Source organism: Janthinobacterium glycogeni (genome assembly GCF_051380725.1).
GTDB lineage: Bacteria > Pseudomonadota > Gammaproteobacteria > Burkholderiales > Burkholderiaceae_D > Janthinobacterium.
Window position 1 is genome coordinate 1,055,915 of record NZ_JBNYXP010000001.1, and the last position, 22,418, is coordinate 1,078,332.

The 22,418-nt window shown below is 63.1% G+C and carries 19 protein-coding genes and 1 tRNA gene; 7 read left to right on the forward strand and 13 right to left on the reverse strand.

Features of this window, described 5'->3' with window-relative positions:
* Window positions 1-166: 166 nt before the first annotated feature.
* From ACQ4W4_RS04885 to ACQ4W4_RS04900, 4 genes are all read right to left on the reverse strand, one after another.
* Window positions 167-1,525: a mechanosensitive ion channel family protein gene (locus ACQ4W4_RS04885; protein WP_436540985.1), complete on the reverse strand. Its 1,359-nt coding sequence runs from the start codon at window positions 1,523-1,525 to the stop codon at window positions 167-169.
* A 125-nt stretch (window positions 1,526-1,650) separates the two neighbouring features.
* Window positions 1,651-2,970, reverse strand: coding sequence for an RsmB/NOP family class I SAM-dependent RNA methyltransferase (locus ACQ4W4_RS04890; RefSeq protein ID WP_436540986.1), 1,320 nt, complete (start codon window positions 2,968-2,970; stop codon window positions 1,651-1,653).
* Between the two features lie 21 nt (window positions 2,971-2,991).
* Window positions 2,992-3,600, reverse strand: a complete 609-nt coding sequence (gene purN / locus ACQ4W4_RS04895) for a phosphoribosylglycinamide formyltransferase (RefSeq protein ID WP_166448924.1) — start codon at window positions 3,598-3,600, stop codon at window positions 2,992-2,994.
* A gap of 156 nt (window positions 3,601-3,756) precedes the next feature.
* Window positions 3,757-4,155 (reverse strand): barstar family protein, encoded by a 399-nt coding sequence (locus ACQ4W4_RS04900; protein ID WP_436540987.1) that lies wholly within the window; start codon window positions 4,153-4,155, stop codon window positions 3,757-3,759.
* A gap of 401 nt (window positions 4,156-4,556) precedes the next feature.
* On the opposite strand from ACQ4W4_RS04900, the gene ACQ4W4_RS04905 reads away from it, so the two are divergent.
* From ACQ4W4_RS04905 to ACQ4W4_RS04925, 5 genes are all read left to right on the forward strand, one after another.
* Window positions 4,557-5,069, forward strand: a complete 513-nt coding sequence (locus ACQ4W4_RS04905; RefSeq protein ID WP_070224495.1) for a glycine zipper 2TM domain-containing protein — start codon at window positions 4,557-4,559, stop codon at window positions 5,067-5,069.
* Between the two features lie 222 nt (window positions 5,070-5,291).
* Window positions 5,292-6,080 carry a class I SAM-dependent methyltransferase gene (locus tag ACQ4W4_RS04910; RefSeq protein WP_436540988.1) on the forward strand — a complete coding sequence of 263 codons (789 nt, stop codon included), beginning with the start codon at window positions 5,292-5,294 and terminating at the stop codon, window positions 6,078-6,080.
* A gap of 47 nt (window positions 6,081-6,127) precedes the next feature.
* Window positions 6,128-7,894 (forward strand): GspE/PulE family protein, encoded by a 1,767-nt coding sequence (locus ACQ4W4_RS04915; RefSeq protein ID WP_436540989.1) that lies wholly within the window; start codon window positions 6,128-6,130, stop codon window positions 7,892-7,894.
* Between the two features lie 68 nt (window positions 7,895-7,962).
* Window positions 7,963-8,038: transfer RNA gene (locus tag ACQ4W4_RS04920), tRNA-Lys, on the forward strand.
* A 104-nt stretch (window positions 8,039-8,142) separates the two neighbouring features.
* On the forward strand, window positions 8,143-8,538 hold the full coding sequence (locus tag ACQ4W4_RS04925) for a hypothetical protein (RefSeq protein ID WP_436540990.1): 396 nt from the start codon (window positions 8,143-8,145) through the stop codon (window positions 8,536-8,538).
* Here ACQ4W4_RS04925 and ACQ4W4_RS04930 read toward each other — a convergent pair whose 3' ends face one another.
* Together ACQ4W4_RS04930 and ACQ4W4_RS04935 are read right to left on the reverse strand one after the other, a co-directional pair.
* On the reverse strand, window positions 8,539-9,012 hold the full coding sequence (locus ACQ4W4_RS04930) for a hypothetical protein (RefSeq protein WP_436540991.1): 474 nt from the start codon (window positions 9,010-9,012) through the stop codon (window positions 8,539-8,541).
* Window positions 9,013-9,051: 39 nt separating this feature from the next.
* A complete protein-coding gene (locus ACQ4W4_RS04935; protein WP_436540992.1) occupies window positions 9,052-10,098 on the reverse strand; it encodes a lysozyme inhibitor LprI family protein in 1,047 nt (348 codons plus the stop codon).
* A gap of 174 nt (window positions 10,099-10,272) precedes the next feature.
* Here ACQ4W4_RS04935 and ACQ4W4_RS04940 point away from each other — a divergent pair, with 174 nt between their 5' ends.
* Window positions 10,273-12,435 carry a prolyl oligopeptidase family serine peptidase gene (locus tag ACQ4W4_RS04940; RefSeq protein WP_436540993.1) on the forward strand — a complete coding sequence of 721 codons (2,163 nt, stop codon included), beginning with the start codon at window positions 10,273-10,275 and terminating at the stop codon, window positions 12,433-12,435.
* Between the two features lie 55 nt (window positions 12,436-12,490).
* Here the strand turns inward: ACQ4W4_RS04940 and ACQ4W4_RS04945 are convergent, their stop codons facing one another.
* The 5 genes from ACQ4W4_RS04945 to ACQ4W4_RS04965 form a co-directional block, all read right to left on the reverse strand.
* Window positions 12,491-13,783, reverse strand: a complete 1,293-nt coding sequence (locus tag ACQ4W4_RS04945) for an MFS transporter (protein ID WP_436540994.1) — start codon at window positions 13,781-13,783, stop codon at window positions 12,491-12,493.
* A 232-nt stretch (window positions 13,784-14,015) separates the two neighbouring features.
* On the reverse strand, window positions 14,016-14,747 hold the full coding sequence (locus tag ACQ4W4_RS04950) for a BON domain-containing protein (RefSeq protein WP_436540995.1): 732 nt from the start codon (window positions 14,745-14,747) through the stop codon (window positions 14,016-14,018).
* 104 nt (window positions 14,748-14,851) lie between these two features.
* Window positions 14,852-15,544: a hypothetical protein gene (locus ACQ4W4_RS04955; protein WP_436540996.1), complete on the reverse strand. Its 693-nt coding sequence runs from the start codon at window positions 15,542-15,544 to the stop codon at window positions 14,852-14,854.
* Between the two features lie 153 nt (window positions 15,545-15,697).
* Window positions 15,698-17,431 (reverse strand): dipeptidyl-peptidase 3 family protein, encoded by a 1,734-nt coding sequence (locus ACQ4W4_RS04960; RefSeq protein WP_436540997.1) that lies wholly within the window; start codon window positions 17,429-17,431, stop codon window positions 15,698-15,700.
* 111 nt (window positions 17,432-17,542) lie between these two features.
* A complete protein-coding gene (locus tag ACQ4W4_RS04965) occupies window positions 17,543-18,142 on the reverse strand; it encodes a short chain dehydrogenase (protein ID WP_436540998.1) in 600 nt (199 codons plus the stop codon).
* A gap of 112 nt (window positions 18,143-18,254) precedes the next feature.
* Here ACQ4W4_RS04965 and ACQ4W4_RS04970 point away from each other — a divergent pair, with 112 nt between their 5' ends.
* A complete protein-coding gene (locus ACQ4W4_RS04970) occupies window positions 18,255-19,172 on the forward strand; it encodes a LysR family transcriptional regulator (RefSeq protein WP_436540999.1) in 918 nt (305 codons plus the stop codon).
* 166 nt (window positions 19,173-19,338) lie between these two features.
* Here ACQ4W4_RS04970 and ACQ4W4_RS04975 read toward each other — a convergent pair whose 3' ends face one another.
* Window positions 19,339-20,769: an efflux transporter outer membrane subunit gene (locus ACQ4W4_RS04975; protein ID WP_436541000.1), complete on the reverse strand. Its 1,431-nt coding sequence runs from the start codon at window positions 20,767-20,769 to the stop codon at window positions 19,339-19,341.
* Between the two features lie 50 nt (window positions 20,770-20,819).
* Window positions 20,820-22,418, reverse strand: a complete 1,599-nt coding sequence (locus ACQ4W4_RS04980; RefSeq protein ID WP_436541001.1) for a DHA2 family efflux MFS transporter permease subunit — start codon at window positions 22,416-22,418, stop codon at window positions 20,820-20,822.

A 22,418-nucleotide genomic window follows, 5' to 3' on the forward strand; every position in this document is an offset into this window, starting at 1 on the left:
CAAAACGTCGTGTAAAACGGAACTCAATGTCATTACTACTACTCCAAGTGGACAGGGCGTGCGCACGGTCGCTCCAGTGACTCTGGAGGTCCGGCAGAGTTAATTTTAGGCGTGATTGTACGCCCTAATGGGTGCTATCAGGCAAAATCGGAGGCAGGCAGCGAGGTTAAGGCTGGGTGCCGGATGGCGGGGACTCACCGTCTGCCGCGCCCGCGAGCGGGGCAGGAGGCGTACCAACAATACGCAATTCGCGTTGCGGAAACGGTACAGTGACCTTATGTTCCTGCAAGGTGCGCCAAATGGCGCGGTTTACATTCGACTTCACGCCGCCCGTGCCGTTTTCCGGATCCGCGATCCAGAAACCGATCTGCACGTCCAGGCCATCGGCGCCGAAACGCACGAGCGTCGCCGAGGGCGGATTGCTTTGCGACACACGCGGCACCTTGGCCGTGGCCGCTTCCAGCAAGGGGAAGATCACATCGAGATCCGTTTCATAGCCTACCGACACAGCCGTCGACAACCAGACCATGCGGTTGCTCAGCGACATGTTCTGCACGCCGCCGGAAATCAGCATTTCATTGGGCACGATGGATTCAACGCCATCGCCACCCAATAACACAGTATAGCGCGTATTGATCTGCGTGACTTTGCCCGTGAATTGACCCACCGTGATCATGTCGCCGATGGTCAGGCTGCGGTCCAGCAAAATGATGAAACCGGACACAAAGTTCGCGGCGATCTTTTGCAAGCCAAAGCCCAGCGCCACGCCGAAGGCGCCGCCGAACACGGACAGCACCGTCAGGTCGATGCCCACCAGCGACAGGCTGACCAGCACGGAAACGAGAATCAGCACGGCGCGCCCCATGCGCGAGAGCACCACGCGCAGGGAGGTGTGCAAGCCCTGCATTTTCATCAGGCGTTCGTCGAGCGACGTGCCGGCCCACATGGCCAGCACCAGCAGCACGGCTACCGAAATCGCGGCTTGCAAGATGGCAGCCACCGACACCTTGTTGCGTCCCAGCGGCACGACGATGCTTTCCAGGAAGGCATGCAGTTCCGGCCACAGGCCCGTGATGTACAGGGCCATGCCGGCCCATACCACGACCGTGAAGATCTTTTCCAGCAACAACATGGTGGGACTGATGTCGCCATGGCGGGAAAAAATACGGCGCAGCACGTAAAAACCGAAGCGCACCAGCGCCATCGACGTGCACAGGGGGATGGCGATGCTGAGCAGGTTCACCGACTGGAACTTGGCCAGGAAATGCTGCGCAATGCCCAGCAGCATGGCCGCCAGCACGGGTGTCAGGATGCGAATGAAACTGTCCGTGCGCTGCAGGGTTTCCGGGGTGGCCGGCGTCGTCGCCGCTTCCGCCCGTTTATGCAGGAACACGCGCAACTGCCGCACCAGCAGCCAGCTCAGGGCCAGGCAGGCAATGATCGCCAGCGCCTGCCACAAAATAGCCGGCTGACGGAAATCGTCGACAAAATCAGTGATCAGGTTGAGCAGCGGGGTTTCATTCATGGCGGATGGGATCTGGAAGGTGGTGCGGGAAAACAAACGGGCGGGACGCCCACAGCATGCGCCAGACTGGCTGGCGCAGGTGCATGGCCACCGCTGCGATGCTGCAGCGATGGCCCGTGACCAGCTTACTCGGCTGGTTCAGCGTCAACGTCGCCGGCCGGTTTTTCATCGGCGTAGACTTTTTTCGGCATGACCTTGCGTTCGAACACGGCGGCGAAGAAGCCGTCGGTCTGGTGCAGGTGCGGCAACAATTTCAGGTAGTCGCCCATTTCCAGCTCGATCTTCTGTTCGGCCAGTACCTTGCTCATAGGCACCAGGGTGAAGTCAGGATGCGCAGCCAGGAATTGCTCGGCGATAAAATCGTTTTCTTCGTTCAGGAAGCTGCAGGTGGCGTACACCAGACGGCCGCCGCCCTTGACCAGGCGCGCCGCGCCGGCCAGGATGGCTGCCTGCTTGGCTTGCAGCTCGACGATGGAGTTCGGCTGCTGGCGCCATTTCACGTCCGGATTGCGGCGCAGGGTGCCCAGGCCGCTGCATGGCGCATCGACCAGCACGCGGTCGATCTTGCCGGCCAGGCGCTTGATCTTGGCATCGCGCTCATGCGCGATCTGCACCGGATGCACGTTGGACAGGCCGCTGCGGGCCATGCGGGGCTTGAGCTTGGCCAAGCGCTTTTCCGACACGTCGAACGCGTACAAACGGCCCGTGTTGCGCATCAGCGCACCCAAGGCGAGAGTCTTGCCGCCCGCACCGGCACAGAAATCGACCACCATCTCGCCGCGCTTGGCGCCGACGATCTGCGACAGGATCTGGCTGCCTTCATCCTGCACTTCGATGGCGCCGCTCTGGAACAAAGGCAGGTTTTGCAGCGAAGGCTTCTTGATCACGCGCAAGCCCAGCGGGGCATACGGCGTTGGCGTGCTGAGGATAGGCGCTTCGGCCAGGGCCAGCATCACGTCGTCGCGCGTGGCCTTGAGCGAGTTGACGCGCAAGTCCAGCGGCGCCGGCGCGTTCAGCGCATCGGCCAGCTTCATGGTTTCCGCTTCGCCGAACTGGGCGATCAGCTTGTCGAACAGCCAGGTCGGCATGTTGGCGCGCATGTTCGACGGCATCAGGCTGCGGTCGATCTGCGTGATGCGTTCCAGCCATTCCACTTCTTCTTCCGTCAGGCCGCCCAGCGAATCGGCGCCCACCGCTTCGGCCAGGCCGAGGATGGTCAAACGGCGCATGGTGGGACCGCTGCCCGCTTCGGCGAAATCCGTGAAGAACGATTTGTTGCGCAGCACGGCATAAATGCCTTCGGCGATGGCGCCGCGTTCGCGCGAACCGAGGCGCGGATGGTCGCGGAAATAGCGCGACAGGGTGGTGTCGGCCGGGGCCGTGAAACGTAAAATTTCGCGCAATACTTCTTCAGCATTGGCAAGTATCGCTGGTGGCAATCTCATTGTTATTCTTTCTGTAATATTTTATTGAGGGTCCACGCGGACCTGGCCATGCTCGACTGACAGTTTATCGTCAATGAACAGGCGGATGGCGCGCGGGTAAAGCAGATGTTCCTGTACCAGCACGCGCGCCGATAAGCTCTCTTCTGTGTCGCCTGGCAAGACGGGGACTTTCGCGCTCGCCACGGCCGGGCCATGATCGAGCTCGGCCGTCACGAAATGCACGGTCGCGCCGTGTTCCGTCACGCCCGCCTCGAGCGCCTGGCGGTGCGTCGCCATACCCGGGAACAGCGGCAGCAGCGACGGGTGGATATTGAGCATGCGCCCCGCGTAATGCTCGACGAAGGGCGGCGTCAGGATGCGCATGAAACCGGCCAGCACGACCAGATCGGGGGCGAAGCCGTCGATCACGGCTTGCAGCGCCGCATCGAACTGTTCGCGGCTGGCATAATCCTTGTTGGCAACGACTGCGGTCGCTATCCCATGTTCCGCGGCAAAAACCAGTCCCTGGGCATCGGCCCGGTTACTGATGACGGCGGCAATACGGGCTGGCCATTGCTCGGCTTGCGCCGCGCGCACGACCGCTTCCATGTTGCTGCCGCGTCCGGAAATGAGGATAACGATATTTTTCATAGCGCGCATTGTACCCGCTATGGCGATGCGAACCAAGAAAGGCCGCTATTATTGTTGCGGCGCAACATACCTTCCGGGCCGCCGCCGCTGCCGGATTACGCGGCCCAACAAGGGCAAAAAAGGCTGGCTTGACGGCACCGCAGCGTGAGTAGGTACTTACTCGAACGAATAGAAGACGCGGAACGGGACTTTCTTCTCGGCCCAGTAGTCGGCCGCGTCGCGGAACACGTCGAGCAGGATCTCGCGTGCTTCCTTGTCGAATTTTTGCGTATTTGGCAATTGCTCGAGCACCACCAGGAAACCCGTCTGCGTGCCCGCCTTGAACATGGTGTCCGTCAGGCACAGGCGCAGGGCATCGAAATTCTTTGCCAGGTTTTTCGGAAACAGGAAGGCTTCCGCAATAATGCCGATGACTTGTTGTTTGGTCTGTCCAGCGTGGCAATGCGCATATAAAAAGTGCTGCCCGAGACGGATCGCCTCGTCTTGTAATTCGGTCACGCGAAAGGCACGGATGGACTGGACAAGGTTGGGCGGCACGGTTAGTAACAAACTCATTTTTCCCTCAAATCGACCTGTTATGTATGGATCTGTTCTAGCTGCTCTTCTTATTGCATCCCCGCACGCGGGTCAATGCGCACGCGGTGATTCGATCTGTATCAACTTTTATGCGATTCAGTGCGATTTTATATAAGCCATACGCGTATTAGGGTAACGTGTTGTCCTGCATGAATCAACCCGAATATGATGTCAAACGCAAGATTTGTTACAAACCGCTGGTTTCAAGTCACTTCAACATCTTGTATCGATTGAAAGTGCATGTTACAGACTGTGGGGCAAGGGGCTTGGGCTGTTACATTTTGTTGCCATGCGAAACACTTGCCCCGGTCTGGCGGGATTACTATAGTCCCAAGTTGTAAAAAATACCCTGAAAGATTCTCTAGATAACGAGGTTACAAATGAACTTGCAAGCCAAATTGATGTTGTCAGCCGTTTGTCTCGGCACATTGCCACTCGCCCAGGCCGCCGACTTTGAAGATTTCGGCAAAGTCGTACGCGTCGTGCCGCAAGTGGAACAGATCAACCGTCCACGCCAGGAATGCCGTACGGAATACGTGCAAGTGCAGGCACCGCCGCAACAGCGCAGCGCTGGCGGCTCCATCGTCGGCGGTATCGCCGGCGCCCTGCTCGGTAGCCAGGTCGGTGGCGGCAATGGCCGCACGGCCGCCGCCGCCGCCGGCGCGATTGCCGGCGCCGTCGTGGGTGACCGGGTCGACAACCAGAACAATTACCAGGGCGGCATGCAGGAACAAGCCGTCAAGCAGTGCCGCCAGGTCGACCACTGGGAATCGCGCAACAACGGCTACCAGGTCACCTACGACTACCGCGGCCGCAACTACACGAGCATCATGTCCTACGATCCGGGCGAACGCATCCGCCTGCGCGTCTCGATCGAGCCGGCTCAACAGTAACGCCTGACATAAGCTGCTGCGCGTCGGCATAGGTGGCCTGCGATGCTCACCGTACTGGAGTACGGTTGCGCTTCTCGGCCACCTCTGCCTTCCGCTCGCGACGCTTCTGTCAAGCGTTGTTACTCAGTACTAAAATGCCAGCCCCATGTCTTTCTCATGGGGCTGGCATTTTTTATGGCGCCCCGGCGCGGGCTATAATGCGGCACACTTTCAGGCCGCCTTATGCTTATCAAACGAAAATCCATCGAACAAGTCGAATCCTCGCGCCCTGCGCGCAAGCCCCGCTATGCCCCTGTCACCCTGTCGGAAATGGATGGCGTGCGCTATCTGCATTTCGGCACGGAATGGGTGCAGGGCGCCATGCGCATCCGCAAGCCGGACTGGCCGGAGCTCGAATACGCGCAGCAGATGATGGCGTGGATGCTGTGGATCGAACAGCCGCAGCGTCTCGCCCAGCTGGGCCTGGGCACGGCCGCGCTGACCAAGTTCTGCTACCGCCAGTTCCCGCAGGCGCAAGTCGAGGCCATCGAACTGAACCCGTCCGTCATCACCATCTGCGAATCGATGTTCAAGCTGCCGCCCAACGACGAGCGCCTGCATGTGCGCGAGATGGATGCGCTCGACTATGTCAACGACGACGCCAACCACGGCACCCTGGACGCCCTGCAGGTGGACCTGTACGACGCCACGGCGCGCGGTCCCGTGCTCGACAGCGCCGACTTCTATACCGCCTGCTGCGCCTGCCTGGCGCCGCACGGCATCATGACGGTCAACCTGTTCGGCGACCATCCCAGCTACGCGAAGAACATCAAGGCGATGAAGTTTGCGTTTGAACAGGTGATCTGCCTGCCGGAAGTCCATGATGGGAACGTGGTGGCGATCGCTTTCAAGACAAAAGTGGCACTCGATACGGAAGCGCAAGCGGCCCTGCTCGAGCGCGCCAAGCAGATCGTCGCCGAGACCAAGCTGCCCGCCAAGTCCTGGGTCAAGGGCATCGTCAGCACCCTGTAAGCGCCGGCACTCCCAGGCAAGGCCGGCAGTCCTGAAAGACGCCGGCCATGCCCGCTTCCCCTCCTCCCTCTTCCACCTCTTCCGACACGCCGCTGGAACTGCCGCAACTGCTGGCCTGGCTGCAGGATGACGGCCTGCTCGACGCTGCGCAAGCGGCCGCCATCAACGCCCAGGCCGCCCTGCTGCCGGCGCCCGCCTTGCATCCGCTGTGCAGCATCGCCCACGGCGCACTGACGCTCGACGCACTGTGCGCGTGGCTGGCGCAACGCGCGTGCTTGCCGTATCTGCGCATCGATCCCCTGCACATCGATTTCAGCCAGGTGGCCGACGTCATGACGGCCGGCTATGCGGCCCGCTTCAACATCCTGCCCGTGGAAAGCACTGTGGAACGCATCGTCATCGCCACGGCCCAGCCCTACGCGCTCGCCTGGCAGGCGCAGCTGGGCAACCTGGCGCCGCGCAAGCTGAGCCTGGTCATCGCCAACCCGCTGCACATCGCCGACGCCATCGCGCAATTTTTCAGCCTGGCCAGTTCCGTCAAGGTGGCCCGGCAGGCGTCCACGCAAGACATGGCGCTGCGCCACAACTTCGAGCAACTGGTGGAACTGGGGCGCAACAAGGGCAACCTGGACGCCAACGACCAGCACGTGGTGCGCATCGTCGACTGGCTGTGGCAATACGCGTTTGCCCAGCGCGCGTCCGACATCCATCTGGAACCGAAACGCGACGCGGGCCTCGTGCGCCTGCGCATCGACGGCCGCCTGCACCAGGCCTACCAGCTGCCGCCCGTCGTCATGCTGGCCATGACGGCGCGCATCAAGTTGCTCGGACGCATGGACGTGGTGGAAAAACGCCGCCCGCAGGATGGCCGCATCAAGACGCGCAATGCGCAGGGCCAGGAAATCGAGCTGCGCCTGTCGACCTTGCCCACGGCCTTCGGCGAAAAGCTCGTCATGCGCATCTTCGACCCGGAAGTGGCCGTCAAGAGCCTGGGCGAGCTGGGCTTTCCGCCCGCGGACGCCGAACGCTGGCGCCAGCTGACATCGCGCACGCACGGCATCGTGCTGGTGACGGGCCCCACCGGCTCGGGCAAGACCAGCACCCTGTACAGCACCCTGAAGGCGCTGGCCGGCAGCGAAGTCAATGTGTGCACGGTGGAAGACCCCATCGAAATGGTCGAACCGGCCTTCAACCAGATGCAGGTGCAAACCCAGGCCGGCATCGAGCTGTCGTTTGCCGACGGCGTGCGGGCGCTGATGCGGCAAGACCCCGACATCATCATGGTGGGCGAAATCCGCGACCTGGCCACGGCCGAGATGGCCATCCAGGCGGCGCTGACGGGACACCTGGTGCTGTCGACCCTGCACACCAACGACGCCCCTTCCGCCGTCATGCGCCTGCTGGAGCTGGGCGTGCCCGCCTATCTGCTGGAGGCGTGCCTGGCCGGCGTGCTGGCGCAGCGCCTGCTGCGCTGCCTGTGCCCGGGCTGCAAGCAGCCGGGCGCCACCCCGGACGACGCTGCCTGGCAGCGCCTGACGGGCGGCCAGCTGGAACGGCCCCAGGAAGCGTACCGGCCCGTCGGCTGCACCCTGTGCCGGCACAGCGGTTACCTGGGGCGCGCCGGCATCTATGAACTGCTCTGCGTGACGGAAGCGTTCGGCCAGCTGGTCAAGGCAGGCGCCGACCTGCACGCCTTGCGCCGCCAGAGCCTGCTTGACGGCATGACGCCGCTGCGCCTTGCCGGCGCGCGCAAGATCATCGATGGCACGACCAGCATCGATGAAGTGCTCAAGCTCACCGCAGCCCTGCATTGAGCCATATTCTTTTTCGTGCAGGAATACTTTGCATTCTTTTTCAACTGATATATAATGCGGCCTCTTTCGGGTCGTTAGCTCAGCTGGTAGAGCAGCGGACTTTTAATCCGTTGGTCGCAGGTTCGAATCCCGCACGGCCTACCACGAATGCGCAGTACCAAAAAGCCAATCCTCCGGGATTGGCTTTTTTGCGTTTCCGGCCTCACGGTTATACTGGCTCTTCGTCTTGCCAGCCATGAAAGAAACGCATGAAACTTGCCGCCCTCCTCCTCACCACCGCCTGCCTGTCCGCCCAGGCGCAAACGCCCATCGTGCTCGACGGCCAGTACACCGCGCGCACGGATGAGATGAGCCTGGAGATCATCGGCAACCGCGTCTGCTTCGCGCCCGACAAGGCACAATGGGGGCGCCTGCCCCGCCCGGCCGCCCGGCATGAGATATGGTTTTGCTTTTCCAACGATGGCGAGGCGCGCCGCCTGCTGCGCGTGCCCGCGCGCCAGGCCGACAATTGCGGCTGGCAGGCGCGTGCGCGCATCATCATCGACAGCTATCAACCGTATGTCGAGCAAGGCGACGGCAACGATATGGCGCGCCTGGCGTCGGTGGTCAAGGTGGCGCAGCCGAACGCCATCGCCTGCGAGTAATCAGCCGAGTTCGTATTCCTGCAAGTAGCGGGCAAACAGTTCCCCATCGGCCAGCGGACACGCAACGCCCGCGCCCCAGTCGGCCAGCAGCAACTGCTCTTTCATGGGCAGCAGCATGAACTCGGGCATGCCATCGCTGCACCACAGGTCGCACACGATGCCGTGCTCGTCCAGGCCGGCGAATAATGTTTCCGTCTTGTCGCCGCCAAAGGCCAGCACGTTCTTGCATTCCACCCGGTAACTGCTGTAGCCCGTGTAGACGGCGTCATACGGCGGCAAGGCGTCGGCCAGCGCCAGGCGCAGCTGGTCCGCCGTCATGCCCAGGACGGACAGTGGCGAAGGTGCCGCCTTGATCACATACATGTCCGTCCAGCCGGCGCCGCTGCGGTGCGCGTCGGCGAACGCCTGCTGCTCGCCCTCGCCCATCTGCGTCAAACAGTGCTGCAAGTTATCCAATGGCAAGAGTTCGATCATGCAAAAATCGTCTTCGTGGTAATACGCTTCCCGCATGGCTTAATTCTCCAGCAAATCTTGCAGTTGCGCATTACGCCGCGACGTCAGGCGGCCGGCCCACGTTTCGCTGGTGACGGACGGATAGCGCACGGCGCCAAAGTTCATCCAGGCATCGCGGTAGGCCAGCCACAGGCGCTGGGTGGCGCGGATGCCATCCTTGTCCACGGCGCCCGCATGGGTTTCCGCCGGCTTCTTCATGAGCTTGCCGTAGATGGCGTTGAGTTCCTTGTCGAGCGCCGCCGCCTGTTCCTTGGTCATGCTTGGCGGCAGCTTGCCCGCCTCGTATTCGCGCAGATCGTGCGCCAGCAGATCGAGCTCGGCCGTGCGGGCCGCGATACTCTGGGCGGCGCGCGCCGTGCCGCTCAAGTCCGTTTCGTTGGCCGCGCGCGCATCGGCAAACTTGCTTGCTGCTGCCTGCAGCTTTTGCAGCGACGCTTGCGCCACGGCAGGCATGCTTGCGCTGACCTTGCCTGCCGCCTGCGCGCGCACGCGCTGCTTTTGCCGCGCATCGATGGCGCTGCACACGCCCATCATGTAGCCGCTGGTGATGTCGTCGCACAAATCGATCAGGCCGCGCCCGCTGGCGTTAATCTGCTGCAAATGTTCGATGCGGCCCTGCATCTCGGCCGGCGCCGCATCGATGCTGCACGCATACTTGAGCGCCAGCAACGGGTCCTTCTGCACACCCTGTCCATTCTGGTACAGCATCATCAAGACGGCGCTATTCTGCGTGGCCATGGCGCAATGGCGCGCGGGACGCCAGTCGGCCGGCTTGGGCGAGGACATACTCTTGGTATCGTAATACAGGTCCGTTGCCTGGCACTGCTGCAGCGACGCCGCGGCCGACGGCGCCGGCTGGTCGGCCGGCGGCGGCGCCGCATCCTTGACCTTCAGACAAGCCGCATACCAGGCCGTGCTTTCCGCATGACCCACGCCCATGGCGCTGGTATTCGGGTACGGTGCGGCGGCGGCGGCAAAAACCGGACTGGCCAGCAGCGCGCCCGCCCCCAGCAAGAGCGTTTTCAATAAGGGTAGACAAATTTTCATGTTGGATAGGCGCCAGCGTGAGTAAAGCGGCAAGTTTAACTGATCAGCCAGGCCGCGCCCGCCCGATACGCGCCCATCCCGCCTGGTAAGTAACGGTACTCAGCCTTGGCAGTGCAGGAAACGATGGGCAATAATGTTGCCCGCTGTACTTTTTTCACTACCCGGACCACGCCCATGACCTCACCCCGTCTTCGCCGTTCCCTCGGCTCCCTGCTGATCGCAGCGGCCTGCGCCTCGCTGGCAACGACCGTCCACGCCGCCGATACCAAGGCCACTACCCCAGTTCCCGGCTCGCAGGCCAGACATGCCATCACGCATGAAGACGTGTGGCTGATGAAACGGGTGGGCGCGCCCGTCGCCAGCCCCGATGGAAAGTGGGCCGTGTTCTCCGTGGTCGACAGCGCCTACTCTAGCCAAGAGCAATGGTCGGACCTGTGGATCAAGTCGCTGCTTGATGACAGCGCCCCGCGCCGCCTCACGTTCTCCAAGGGCGGCGAAAGCGCCGTGGCCTGGTCGCCGGACAGCCGCCAGCTGGTGTTTGTCGCCAAGCGCGACGGCGATGAAGCGGGACAGATCTACCGCCTCGACGTGGCCGCTGGCGGCGAAGCACAACGCCTGACCTCGCTCACCCTCGGTGCGCGCATGCCGAAATGGAGCCCGGACGGCAAGCAATTGCTGTTCATCAGCGACATCTATCCGGGCAACAAGACGGAAGCCGACGTCAAGCAAAGCGCGAAGGAGCGCAAGGAGCGCAAGGTCAGCGCCCGTTCGTATGAAACGACGGCGCCCCGCTACTTCGACAAGTGGCTGACCGACAAACAGGTGCGCCTGTTCATCATCGATGCCGACGTCGCTGCACGAGGTGACAACACCGCGCGCGATATCCTGTCGGGCACGCAACTGGTGGCGCTGCCGGGCTTTGGCGGCGGCCAGGGCGACGAGGGACAATCGCTGGACGCCGTCTGGACGCCGGACGGCAAGGCCGTCGTCTTCAACGCGGCCACCAACCGCGATGCGGCCCAGCGCGAAGCCGTCTACTCGCAACTGTATCTGCTGCCCGTGGCGGGCGGCGAAGCGCAGCGCTTGACGCAGGACCAACATAGCTACGGCTCCCTGAAATTCGCCGCCGATGGCAAGACCCTGTTCGCCCTGAGCGACGCGCAAACGCCGGGCAAGGTGTATGACGTGAAACGCCTGGCCAGCTTCGCCTGGCCGATGAGCAACCCTGTGCCGAGCATCCTGACGGCCAAGCTGGACCGTTCAATTTCCCGCTTCGTGCTGCCCGAAGGCGGCAAGCGCGTCCTCTTCAGCTATGAACATGCTGGCCTGGAAAAGCTGTACTCGATCGACGCCAGGGGCGGCGAGGTGCGCGAGGAACCATCCTTGCCGACGGGCACCATCAACTCGCTGAGCAGCGGCGGCAAGGCCCTGGTCGGCGTGTGGGAGTCCGCCATCAACCCGCCGGAAATCTATGCCTTCAACGGCAAGCAGCCGAAGCGCCTGACGGCCTTCAACACGGAGAAAGCGAGCAAGATCGACTGGCAGGCGCCCGAGCACTTCTGGTTCACGACGGCCGACGGCCGCCAGATCCACAATATGCTCGTCAAGCCGGCCAATTTCGATCCGAACAAGAAATACCCGCTGTTTACCGTCATCCACGGCGGCGCGGCCAGCATGTGGCGCGACCAGTTCGTGCTGCGCTGGAACTACCATTTATTGGCCAAACCCGGCTATGTCGTGCTGCTGACGGACTACAAGGGTTCCACCGGCTACGGCGAGGAATTTGCGCGCTCGATTCAGTTCGACCCCTTGAAAGGTCCGGGCGAGGAGGTCAACCAGGGTGTCGATGAAGCCATCAAGAAATACCCGTTCATCGACGGCACGAAACTGGCGGCCGGCGGCGCCAGCTATGGCGGCCACCTGGCCAACTGGCTGCAGGCGACCACCACGCGCTACAAGGCCATCGTCTCGCACGCGGGCGAAATGGATCTCATCATGCAGTGGGGCACCAGCGATGGCGGTTTCGGCCGTGAAACGAATGCAGGCGGCCCCGTCTGGTCCAACCTGCCCGTGTGGCGCGATCAAAGCCCGGTCATGCAAGCGGGCAACCACGAAAAAGGCACGGGTTTCACGACACCAATCCTGATCACCGTGGGCGAGCTCGATTACCGCGTGCCGGCCAACAATGCCTTGATGAACTTTGCCGTGCAACAGCGCCTGAACGTGCCGGCAAAATTGCTGGTATTCCCGGACGAAAACCACTGGATTTTAAAAGGCGAGAACAGCCGCTTCTTCTATAGCGAAGTGGAAGGCTGGCTGGCGAAGTATTTAAAATAATCACGCTGTACGCTTCTTGAAAAGCCAGGCTCCGCGCATGCGGGCCTGGCTTTTTTCATGCGCTCTGGGCAGCGGCCACGGCCGCTTTCTGGCGCCGTATCGCCAGCACCAGCAGCGCGGCCAGCAGGCAGGCGGCGCCAGCGGCGAACAGGGCCGGGTTGTAAGTCAGCATCAGGGTGCGGATGCGGCCCGCGCCATACGCGGCCACGGCGGCGCCCAGCTGGTGGCCCGCGAAGATCCAGCCAAACACCATGCCCGCCCGCTCCCGGCCGAACGTGGCGCCCACCAATTTGACGGTGGGCGGCACGGTGGCGATCCAGTCCAGGCCATAGAACATGGCAAACAGCGACAGGCCGTACAGGGTGAATTCCGAATACGGCAGCCAGAACAGCGACAAGCCCCGCAAGCCGTAGTACCAGAACAGCAGTTTGCGGTTGTCATAGCGGTCCGACAGCCAGCCGGACAGGATTGTGCCGAACAGGTCGAACGCGCCCATCACGGCCAGCACGGACGCGGCCGGCACGGCGGACAGGCCTGAATCGCCGCACAGGGAAATGAAGTGCGTCTGGATCAGGCCATTGGTGCTGAGACCGCAGATGAAAAAGGTACCGAACAGTATCCAGAAGGTGCGGTTCGCCGCCACGCTGCGCAGGATCAAAAAAGGCGTGGCAAACGTCATTTTTGCGGCCACTGGCGACGTCAGCGGCGTGGCCGGATCGGCGCCGTAGGGACGCAAGGCCACGTCCTGCGGCCGGTTGCGCATGCACAGGAAAGCCAGCACGGCGACGATGGCGCAGGCGGCAAACACGGGCATGACGGCCGTGCGCCAGCCGTAGTGCTCGATCAGCCAGGCGCCAACGGGCAGGAACAGCAGCTGGCCCGTGGCCGAGCTGGCCGTCAGCACGCCCACCACCAGGCCCCGGTGCGTCTCGAACCAGCGGTTCGCCACCACGGCGCTCAGGACCAGCGCCGTCATGCCCGAACCCAGCCCCAGCAGGATGCCCCACAGGGCCACCAGGTGCCAGAACTGCGTCATGCGCGTGGCCAGCAGCATGCCGCAAGCGATCAGCCCCAGGGCCACGCAGATGATATTGCGCAAGCCGAAGCGCTCCATGAGGATGGCGGCAAACGGCCCCATCAAACCGAACAGCACGAAGCGCACGGCCAGGGCCGAGGAAATCTGTTCGGCATCCCAGCCGAATTCTCGGCTCAACGGTTGCATCAGCGCGCCCGGCAAGCCCAGCGCAGCAGACGAGGTCAATGCCGTGAGAAAAGTGATGGCGACGATGACCCAGGCAAAGTGCATGCCGCGCCGCTCCAGCCATTGCGAAAAAGGATAGGAAAGCATGCAGTCCTCATGAGAAAGAGTGAAGAGAAAGCGTGGATGCCGGTCAGCATCGGCCGATGGGATTTCCCGCATGTTATATTATGATCGTAATTTATGCAATCAAAAAAACTGGAGTCACACTGCTGCGTGCGGCTCCAGTCCTGGCTTCAAGCTGATGAAATGGGGTCAGTCACTGCGTGATCGGAATGCGTCCCACTGGGACGCATTCCCCCGGCGGGTCTGACCCCAAACATTACTTCACCTTCAAGCCATTCTTCACATCCGTCACGCCTTCCACGCCCCTGGCCAGGTCGGCGGCTTTCTTGACTTGCGCCTGGGAAGGCACGAAGCCGCTGAGCATGACGACGCCGTTGACCGTTTCCACGTGCACGTCGAGCGCTTTCAAGTCATTGTCCTTGACGAGGTCCGCCTTGATCTTGGTGGTGATGACGGAGTCGGCCACGGCCGTCTTGGTGCTGCCGGCCGCATTGCGCGCCACGCAGGCGGCCTTGGCCGTCGCATCCATGGCGTCGCAATTCTCCTTCGTGGTGGCGGGCGGATTCTGCGCCACGTTGGTGCCGGCCTTGGCGCCCGTACTGGCGTCGGCCAGCGCGGCCGTTTTGGCCGCCTTGGCATCGTTCATGCACGTGGTTTTGTCGGCGCCCGTGCGGTCGCCGCACTTGGCCTTGGCCAGGTCATACTCGGCATTGGCGACGTCCTTGCGGGCCTTGGTCAGCTCGCGCGGCGTGTTGCGGTACTGGGCCACGGCATCCGACTCGGCCTTGGCGCGCGCCACCCTGGCTTCTTCCACGCAGACTTTTTTCGCGTTGCCGCTGTGGCTGTCGCAAGCGGCCTTGGCCTGCTTGTAGTCGGCCGTTGCCTTGTCCGTCAAACTCTTGTACGAGGCATCCTGCGCATACGCGGGCGCGGCGGCAAGCAGAGCGCTGGCACTGGCGGCCAGCATGAGTGCGATCATTTTGTTCATGATGGTTCCTCTCTGGTTAGTTGATGCCCAGATTAGACCCCTGCCGCGCGCAAAGCTCCGTGCGACAGCACACGCTGACAGTCCATTCGCCTAAAAATCACCGTTTATTTGTCGCCGCTCAATCCCTTCCGCCACAATACTTGCGCCTGTTCAAATGGTGAAGCGGGGTCATCAAATGCACCCTCGCCATCGGCCAGCGCCAGCCATGCCTGCGTGGCGTGCGAACCGCCTGCGCCGTCGCCAGCCGCGCGCACGCCGCGCATCCAGGCCAGCACCTTCTCGTACTGCCCGGGGTGGCGTCCATGCATCCAGGCCAGGGCCACCAGGTCCGCATAGGCCTCTTCGCGGCGCGTCTCGCGCAGCTCCTGCGCCAGCGGTGTCAACTTGCCCCGCTGCATGCTGCGCGGCTCGACAAAGCCGCGTGGCAAGGCGTGCCAGTCGCCCTGCGCATAGCGCTGGCAATGGCCGATTTCATGCGCCGTCATCGCTTCCACCATCAGGCCGTGGCGCGCAGCCGGCACGCCTTGCAGGACACTGTCCGCCTGCGCATTGCCGCGCAAGGAGAGCACCAGCTTGCAGCGCCCTGCTTCGTAGCCCAGCGCCAGCGGCACGGCGCCGGGCGTCTCCTGCGGCTGCACGATGATATCGATGGGCAAACCTTGTGCACGCGCAAACGCAATGACGGGCTGGCCCGCCTGCAGCCAGCGCGTTTCCAGGTCGGTGAGCTGGGCGGCAGCCACGGCGGGCACAGCAGACAAAACGATGAGCAAGCGCATCGCCAAGAGCGGATTGGGCATGGGATCGGCGGGAAGAAAAGCGGATTGACCATTGCAGGGTAAGCGGCGCGGATATTTCCACAAGGAAAAACTGGCAACTTTTCATAAATAAAGACGAAAAAAAACCGGCGCAGAGGCGCCGGCTTTTCACACTGACAATAGTCGAGCCCCGGCTTATTTCTTCGCCGCCTGGTCCAGCGCGCGGGCCGTGACGAATTCCGGGCGGATATCGTTGGGCACGGCCTTCATCTTGTCGAGCGCCACCTGCACTTCGGGACGGATCACCACGTATTTGCTCATCATCGCTTGCGCGCGCGCATAGTCGCCCGTCGCCTCGATGGTCAAAAATTCACGGTCCAGGTCGATCACGGCCTGCTTGATCTTGCCGAAATCGACGCCGAACTTGCCGTCGCCCAGCGAGACAAAACCGCCCTTGTCGAGGATGTAATTCATCTGAATGGCCATGCCGCGCGCATGCGAATCCGTCAGGCCGAAATGCAGCGTGCGGAAACCGGAGGCAAGGAAAGTGTTGTACAGCTTGCGCTCAGCCGCCTCGCCCTGGCCCAGGGTGTCGTTGAGCTGCCCCTTGTCCATCATGTAGCGCAGCGCGAACAGGCCCGTGATATCGGCCTTGGCTTCTTCGATGGTGGAATACGCTTCCTTCAAGTCCTGGCGCGGCGTCGATGGCTTGCCGTCGACCACGGTCGCATGCGGGCCCAGGCCGTGCATGATTTCATGCGCGAGGATGTGCGTGAAGAAGGAATTGAAATCCACATCCTGCTGCGCGTCGGGCGTGAGCACCAACTTGGAGATCGGCGTCAGGGTGGCCTTGAACTTGGCTTCCTGCACGTTCTTCAGCATGACGCGCTTGGAGCCGCGCGCGCTGATGATGCGCTCGTCGTTCGGCAGGTTGTAGGCGGCCGTCTGCACGGCCATGTTGCCGTCGCCGGCGCCGTACACCTGATTGACCACCACCATCGGCGCCAGCGCGCCCACTTTCGGGTTGCGGTACCGGGCGTCGAGCGGCAGGTTGTCTTCCAGTTCCTGCATGTGCTTGGCGAAGAAGTTGAGCTTTTGCGTTTCCGCCTGGTCGCGGATGTTCACATAGGCTTCGAACGCGGCCTTGTAGCCGAACAACTCGTCGTTGTACGTCTCGTACGGGCCGATGGTGATGTCGACGGGCGAATCGAGGTCCATCCAGGCGAAGTCGGACGGTAAATAGTCGTTGTCGAGGAAAGCCTTGGCGCGCAGGCTCAAAAACTTCTTCAGCGACGCGTTGTCCGTGGCGGCGGCCGCCTCGTCGAGCAGTTTGGCCAGCTGTTTCAGCTCGACCTTGTATTCATCCGAATACTTGACGGTCTGATACTTTCCATCCTTGCCCGCGCGGATGGTCGTGAAGAACCATTGCGCCTGCTGCTTGTCGTCTGGCGACAAGCCATTCATCCACGTTTCCAGGCTGGCCTTGGTGGCGCCCTGCGGATAGAAATTGCCCGCTTCCGGCTTGTGCGCGGGAATGGCGATGCCCGCATAGCTGGCCGGCATGAAGGACGCGTGCGCGTCGAGCACCGACCATGGACCCTTGTTGATCCAGAAATAATTCAGGCGGGCCTGACCCAGGGCCGACTTGTCCGTCTTCAGGGCTGCCCACAGCGCCTCATTGCCGGACCAGCGCTGGCGCAGCTGCAGCACGTCGACCAGCTTGGCCGCCTCGACCAGCTTGGCAATGGCCTGGCGGTCGCCTGCGGACAGGTGCGTGACATCGGCGGTCAGCGCGACGGGCGCGTAGCGGGCGCTCATGGCGGTCAGTTGCGCGGCGGTGGCCGGGGTGGTTGGTGCGGCGGCTGGCGTCGCGGCGCAGGCGCTGCCGACGGCGGCGGCCAGCAGCAGGGGAATCAGGATGTTTTTCATGGGGCCTCGGTGTATGGTTCACAGCAAGCAAGCGCCCCGCACCATCACGGCGCGGCCGCTTCCTTGTTCAGCCTGCGATTGTCCCACCTGCCCCATGGCATGGCAAGCGGCTTACCAGACCTTGTACACCTGCCCCGTCTGCGCCCCTTCCACGCTGCGGCTGTAGGCCAGGGCCACGCGGCTGGCGGCGGCCGGCTCGAAACCGTAGAAGAAGGGGCCATACGACTCCAGCGATTCGGCCAGCACCGTGGGGCTGACGACATTGATGCGCACGCCGCGCGCCAGTTCAATGGCGGCGCCGCGCACGAAGCCTTCCACGGCCGCATTCGTCATGCTGGCGGCCGTGCCGAAACGGATCGGCTGCTCGGCCACGATGCCGCTCGTGAGCGTGATCGAACCGCCGTCATTCACGTATTCCTGCGCCACCAGCGCCACGTTGACCTGGCCCATCAGCTTGCTGTCCAGACCCAGCCGGAATTGCTCTGGCGTAAATTCGGCCAGGGGACCGAAATGCAGCTTGCCGGCCGTGACGACGACGGCGTCGACCTTGCCGATGCGCTTGAACAAGGCACGCACCTGCGCGATGTCGCTCATGTCGGCCTGGTGCGTGCCGCTGCGGCTGCCCACTTCGATGATTTCATGGCGTTGCGCCAGTTGGGCGGCGACGGCCGTGCCGATGGTGCCGCTGGCGCCGATGATGACGATTTTCATGCTGCTTCCTTGTGTGAGTTGAACGATGGAGCCAGTATGCGCCGCTTACAAAAAGGAATAAATACGCTAGAATTTACAAGATTACTAATCTACAGTTTGCAATCAGGACGTCATGGATAAATTGCGCAGCATGGAGATGTTTGTCGCCGTCGTCGATGCGGGCAGTTTCACGGCTGCCGCCGAGGCGTTCCAGATTTCACCCGTGATGGTGGGCAAGCACATCAAATACCTGGAAGAGCGGCTGGGCGCGCGGCTGCTGGCGCGCACGACGCGGCGGCAAAGCCTTACGGAAATCGGCCAGCAGTATGCGGAACAGTGCCGCCAGATCCTGGCCAGTATCCATGCGGCGGAACGGGGCGCGGAAGCCATGCGCGCGGCGCCGCGCGGCAAGCTGAAGATCACGGCGCCCGTGTCCTTCGGCAGCGAGTGCATCGCGCCGCTGATGGCCGACTACCTCGATGCGTATCCGGAAGTGAGCCTGGAACTGAACCTGAACGACAGGATGGTGGACCTGGTGGAGGAAGGATTCGATGCGGCCATCCGCATCGGCGCGCTCGAGGATTCCGGCATGGTGGCGCGGCCCTTGCGGCCCTACGCGATGGTGATCTGCGCCGCGCCCGCCTACCTGGCAAGACACGGCACGCCGCGTACGCCGGACGACCTGGCGCGCCACGAATGCGTGGATTTCATGCAGTGGTCGCGCCACATGCGCTGGCGCCTGAGCGGCAAGGAAGCGCGCCACGATGGCGTGACGGCCGAGAGCCGCTTCCGCTCGAACAACGGCCAGGCCCTGCGCATGGCGGCCCTGCACGGCTTCGGCATCGTCATGCAGGCGGAAATCCTGATGGCTGGCGATATCGCCGCCGGCAGGCTGGTGCCGCTGCTGGCCGACTACGTGCCGGCGCCGCGCCCCATGCACCTCGTGTATGCGCGCGACCGCCAGCCCACGCCGAAGCTGACGACCTTCATCGATTTTCTGCTGGAACGCTACGGGCCGGCGGCGACACCGCCGCCGGCCACGCTCACGTAACTAGTTGGATAGCCTTGTCATTTGTTGCTCATGGTTAACATTGCGACACCTGAGAAAACCGTAGCGAGCGGCAGTGATTTGTGGCCGAGAAGAGCAACCGTACTTTAGTACGGTGAGCATCGCCGGGCGCAAAGCGCGACGCGCAGTAGGTTTTATCCGGTGTCCTTCAACGCTGCCAGCCGGCACCCAGTGAGCGGGCCACGGCCACCGTCGCCAGCAGGCGCTGGGTCTTGATCTGCGCGGCGGCGCGGTCTGCTGCCAGCGAACTGCGCTGGGCATCGGTGACGTCGAGGTAGGTCGAGATGCCGCGCTCATAGCGCGTGCGCGCCACCAGGTAGGCGCGCGCCGCCGCTGCCTGCGACAGGGCTTGTGCATCGCCCTGCAACTGGCGCTGCTCCACGTCGGACAACGCGTCCTCCACTTCGCGCAAGGCCGTCAGCAGTTTCGTTTCATGGTTCGCCACGGCTTCCGCATAGCGCGCCTTGGACAGGTCCAGATTCGCCTGATTGCGGCCGCCGTCGAAGATCGGCAGGGACAGGGCCAGCGGGCCAAAGCTGAACTGGCGCGAACCGCCCTGCGCCAGGTCGCGCAGCTTTTCGGAGGCGTAGCCGAAATTGCCCGTCAATTGCAGCGACGGGTAAAACGCGCCTTCGGCCACGCCCACTTGGGCGTTCGCCGCGCGCAGGCCGGCCACGCTGGAAACGAGGTCCGGACGGTGCGCCAGCAGGCTGGCGGGCAAGCCGACAGGGATACCTGGCGGCAGCGGCAAGATCGACGGATCGGCGGCCACCGGCAATTGCAGCGCCGACGGCGGCTTGCCCGTCAGAGTGGCCAGGCTGTTTTCCAGCTGGTTGCGCTGGCGCTTGACTTCATGCAGGTCGGCCTGCGCGTTCGACAGTTCGACTTTCGCGCGCGCCAGGTCCAGCTCATTCGTCAGGCCCGCGTTGAAGCGCGCCTCGACCAGCTGCGCCGATTCGCGGCGCGTGTCCAGGGCGCCATTCAGGATCGCCATTTCCGCGTCCAGCCCGCGCAGCTGCCAGTAATTGCTGGCCACTTGCGCCGACAGCATCAGCAGCACGCCGTCGCGGTCCGCCTGCGCCGCCAGCGCCTGCGAGTCCGCCGCTTCGACCATGCGTTTGACGCGGCCCAGCAAGTCGACTTCATACGACAGCGAGCCGCCCACCGAGAAGTTATTGCCGCTGATCGAGCGGTTGCCCAGGGCCAGGCCCTGCGAGGTGTTGGCCGAAGTGCGCGAGTTCGAAATGCCCGTGCTGACGTTGACGCTCGGTCCCTGGTTGGCGCGCGCCGTGCCGCTTTGCGCCAGCGCCTGCAGCAGGCGCTCGCCGGCCGCCTTGACACTCGGATTGTCCTGCAATGCGGCCTGTTCGAGACGGTCCAGGGTGGCGTCGCCGTAGATGCTCCACCACTCTTTGGGCAATTGCGCGGCATCGGCCGCGGCCGCGCCGTGGCGGAACGATGCGTTGTCGATGCCGGCCACATTCGCCGGGGCGGTGAAATCCTGGCCCACGGTGCCGCAGGCGGACAGCGCCACGGCAAGGGAAGCGGCCAGCGCGATTTTCGTCAATACTGTTTGCATGATGTGTACCTTCTTGTTCTTGAGGTGCTGCACGTGCGGCCTGTGCGCGGTCAATGACCGCCGCCACCGCCACCGGGAGCTTTGAGTTTGTCGGCCAGCCACAGGGGCACGATGCAGGCCAGCAGGATGGCGCCGACGAGGAAGAAACCATCGTTGTAAGCCATCACATACGCTTCGCGGCGCACGATGCCGTCGATCGCCTGCAAGGCCTGGTTGCCGGCCGTAACGGCGTCATAGCCCTTGGCCATGAACGACGACGTCAGCTGGTCGATGCGCAGCTGCGTGGCGCTGGAATACGCATTGATCGCTTCGCCCAGGCGCTGCGAGTGAAAGTGCTCGCGGGTGCTCAGGGCAGTGGCCAGCAGGGCGATGCCGATCGAGCCGCCCAGGTTGCGCGTCATGTTGAACAGGCTCGAAGCGGACGCCATGTCCTTCGGCGCGATGCCCTTCATGGCGAAGTTCGACAAGGTCAGCATGACGAAGGGCTGGCCCAGCGCGCGCACCACCTGCGACCACAGCAGCTGGTCGTAGCCGGTGGAAGCGTCCATATAGGCATTCATCATGCACGAACCGCCGAACAGCAGCAGGCCGAACGAGCACAGGATGCGGTTGTCCACCTTGGACGACAGCTTGGCGACGAACGGCATGATGAACAGCTGCGGCAAGCCCACCCACATGATGACTTCACCGATCTGCATCGGCGAATAGCCGGCGATCTGGCCCAGGAACAGCGGCAGCAAAAAGGCCGAGCCATACAGGCCCATGCCCGTCACGGCCGACAGCACGGTGGCCACCAGAAAATTGCGCTGGCCGTACAGGGCCAGGTTGACGAACGGCTCGGCGCGCGTGGCGCTGGTGACGACCCAGCCCAGGATGCCCGTCAGGGCCAGCGCGGCGAAGGCGATGATAAAGCCCGAGTCGAACCAGTCCTTCGAATTGCCCTCTTCCAGGAAGATGGTCAGGCAGCCCAGGCCCAGGGCCATGAAGAAGATGCCCAGCCAGTCGGCCTTCCAGAACAATTTGAGCTGCATCGGCTCCTTGTCCAGGCCATAGATCATGCCGGCGATCAGCAGCACGCCCGGTACCCAGTTGATGTAGAAGATCGAAGGCCAGCCATACAGCTCGGAGAGATACCCGCCCAGGGTGGGGCCCATGGCTGGCGCCAGGGTGGCCGTCAGGCCGAAGATGGCCATGCCGACGGCGCGCTTCGACGCCGGCAGCTTGAGCATCACCAGGGTGAACGCCATCGGGATCAGGGCGCCGCCCGTGAACCCCTGCAGCATGCGGAAGACGATCATGCTTTCCAGGTTCCAGGCCGCCCCGCACAGGGTGGAGAACAGCAGGAAGAAAGCGGTGGTGCCGATCATGTAGGTACGCAGACCGAACACGCGCGCCAGCAGCGCGGTGAGGGGAATGACGATGATTTCCGCCACCAGGTAGGCCGTGGAAATCCACGAGCCCTCTTCCTGGGTGGCCGACAGCGAGCCAAGGATATCCTTGAGCGAGGAATTCGTGATCTGGATGTCGAGCACCGCCATGAAGGCGCCCAGCATGCCGGCGGCGACCGCCAGCCAGGTGCGCCCGGAGACTTTTTCGTCGATCACGGGAAACGCTGGCGGCTTCGCCAGCGTGGTGGAGGGGCTGCTCAT

Coding starts and splice junctions, on each gene's coding strand:
- ACQ4W4_RS04925 (WP_436540990.1), top strand. CDS start 8,143: ATGAAACTTGCCGCCCTCCTCCTCACCACCGCCTGCCTGTCCGCCCAG.
- ACQ4W4_RS04900 (WP_436540987.1), bottom strand. CDS start 4,155: ATGAGTTTGTTACTAACCGTGCCGCCCAACCTTGTCCAGTCCATCCGT.
- ACQ4W4_RS04955 (WP_436540996.1), bottom strand. CDS start 15,544: ATGCCCAATCCGCTCTTGGCGATGCGCTTGCTCATCGTTTTGTCTGCT.
- ACQ4W4_RS04885 (WP_436540985.1), bottom strand. CDS start 1,525: ATGAATGAAACCCCGCTGCTCAACCTGATCACTGATTTTGTCGACGAT.
- ACQ4W4_RS04905 (WP_070224495.1), top strand. CDS start 4,557: ATGAACTTGCAAGCCAAATTGATGTTGTCAGCCGTTTGTCTCGGCACA.
- ACQ4W4_RS04890 (WP_436540986.1), bottom strand. CDS start 2,970: ATGAGATTGCCACCAGCGATACTTGCCAATGCTGAAGAAGTATTGCGC.
- ACQ4W4_RS04950 (WP_436540995.1), bottom strand. CDS start 14,747: ATGAACAAAATGATCGCACTCATGCTGGCCGCCAGTGCCAGCGCTCTG.
- ACQ4W4_RS04945 (WP_436540994.1), bottom strand. CDS start 13,783: ATGCTTTCCTATCCTTTTTCGCAATGGCTGGAGCGGCGCGGCATGCAC.
- ACQ4W4_RS04940 (WP_436540993.1), top strand. CDS start 10,273: ATGACCTCACCCCGTCTTCGCCGTTCCCTCGGCTCCCTGCTGATCGCA.
- ACQ4W4_RS04980 (WP_436541001.1), bottom strand. CDS start 22,418: ATGAGCAGCCCCTCCACCACGCTGGCGAAGCCGCCAGCGTTTCCCGTG.
- ACQ4W4_RS04960 (WP_436540997.1), bottom strand. CDS start 17,431: ATGAAAAACATCCTGATTCCCCTGCTGCTGGCCGCCGCCGTCGGCAGC.
- ACQ4W4_RS04930 (WP_436540991.1), bottom strand. CDS start 9,012: ATGATCGAACTCTTGCCATTGGATAACTTGCAGCACTGTTTGACGCAG.
- ACQ4W4_RS04935 (WP_436540992.1), bottom strand. CDS start 10,098: ATGAAAATTTGTCTACCCTTATTGAAAACGCTCTTGCTGGGGGCGGGC.
- ACQ4W4_RS04910 (WP_436540988.1), top strand. CDS start 5,292: ATGCTTATCAAACGAAAATCCATCGAACAAGTCGAATCCTCGCGCCCT.
- ACQ4W4_RS04965 (WP_436540998.1), bottom strand. CDS start 18,142: ATGAAAATCGTCATCATCGGCGCCAGCGGCACCATCGGCACGGCCGTC.
- ACQ4W4_RS04970 (WP_436540999.1), top strand. CDS start 18,255: ATGGATAAATTGCGCAGCATGGAGATGTTTGTCGCCGTCGTCGATGCG.
- ACQ4W4_RS04915 (WP_436540989.1), top strand. CDS start 6,128: ATGCCCGCTTCCCCTCCTCCCTCTTCCACCTCTTCCGACACGCCGCTG.
- purN (WP_166448924.1), bottom strand. CDS start 3,600: ATGAAAAATATCGTTATCCTCATTTCCGGACGCGGCAGCAACATGGAA.
- ACQ4W4_RS04975 (WP_436541000.1), bottom strand. CDS start 20,769: ATGCAAACAGTATTGACGAAAATCGCGCTGGCCGCTTCCCTTGCCGTG.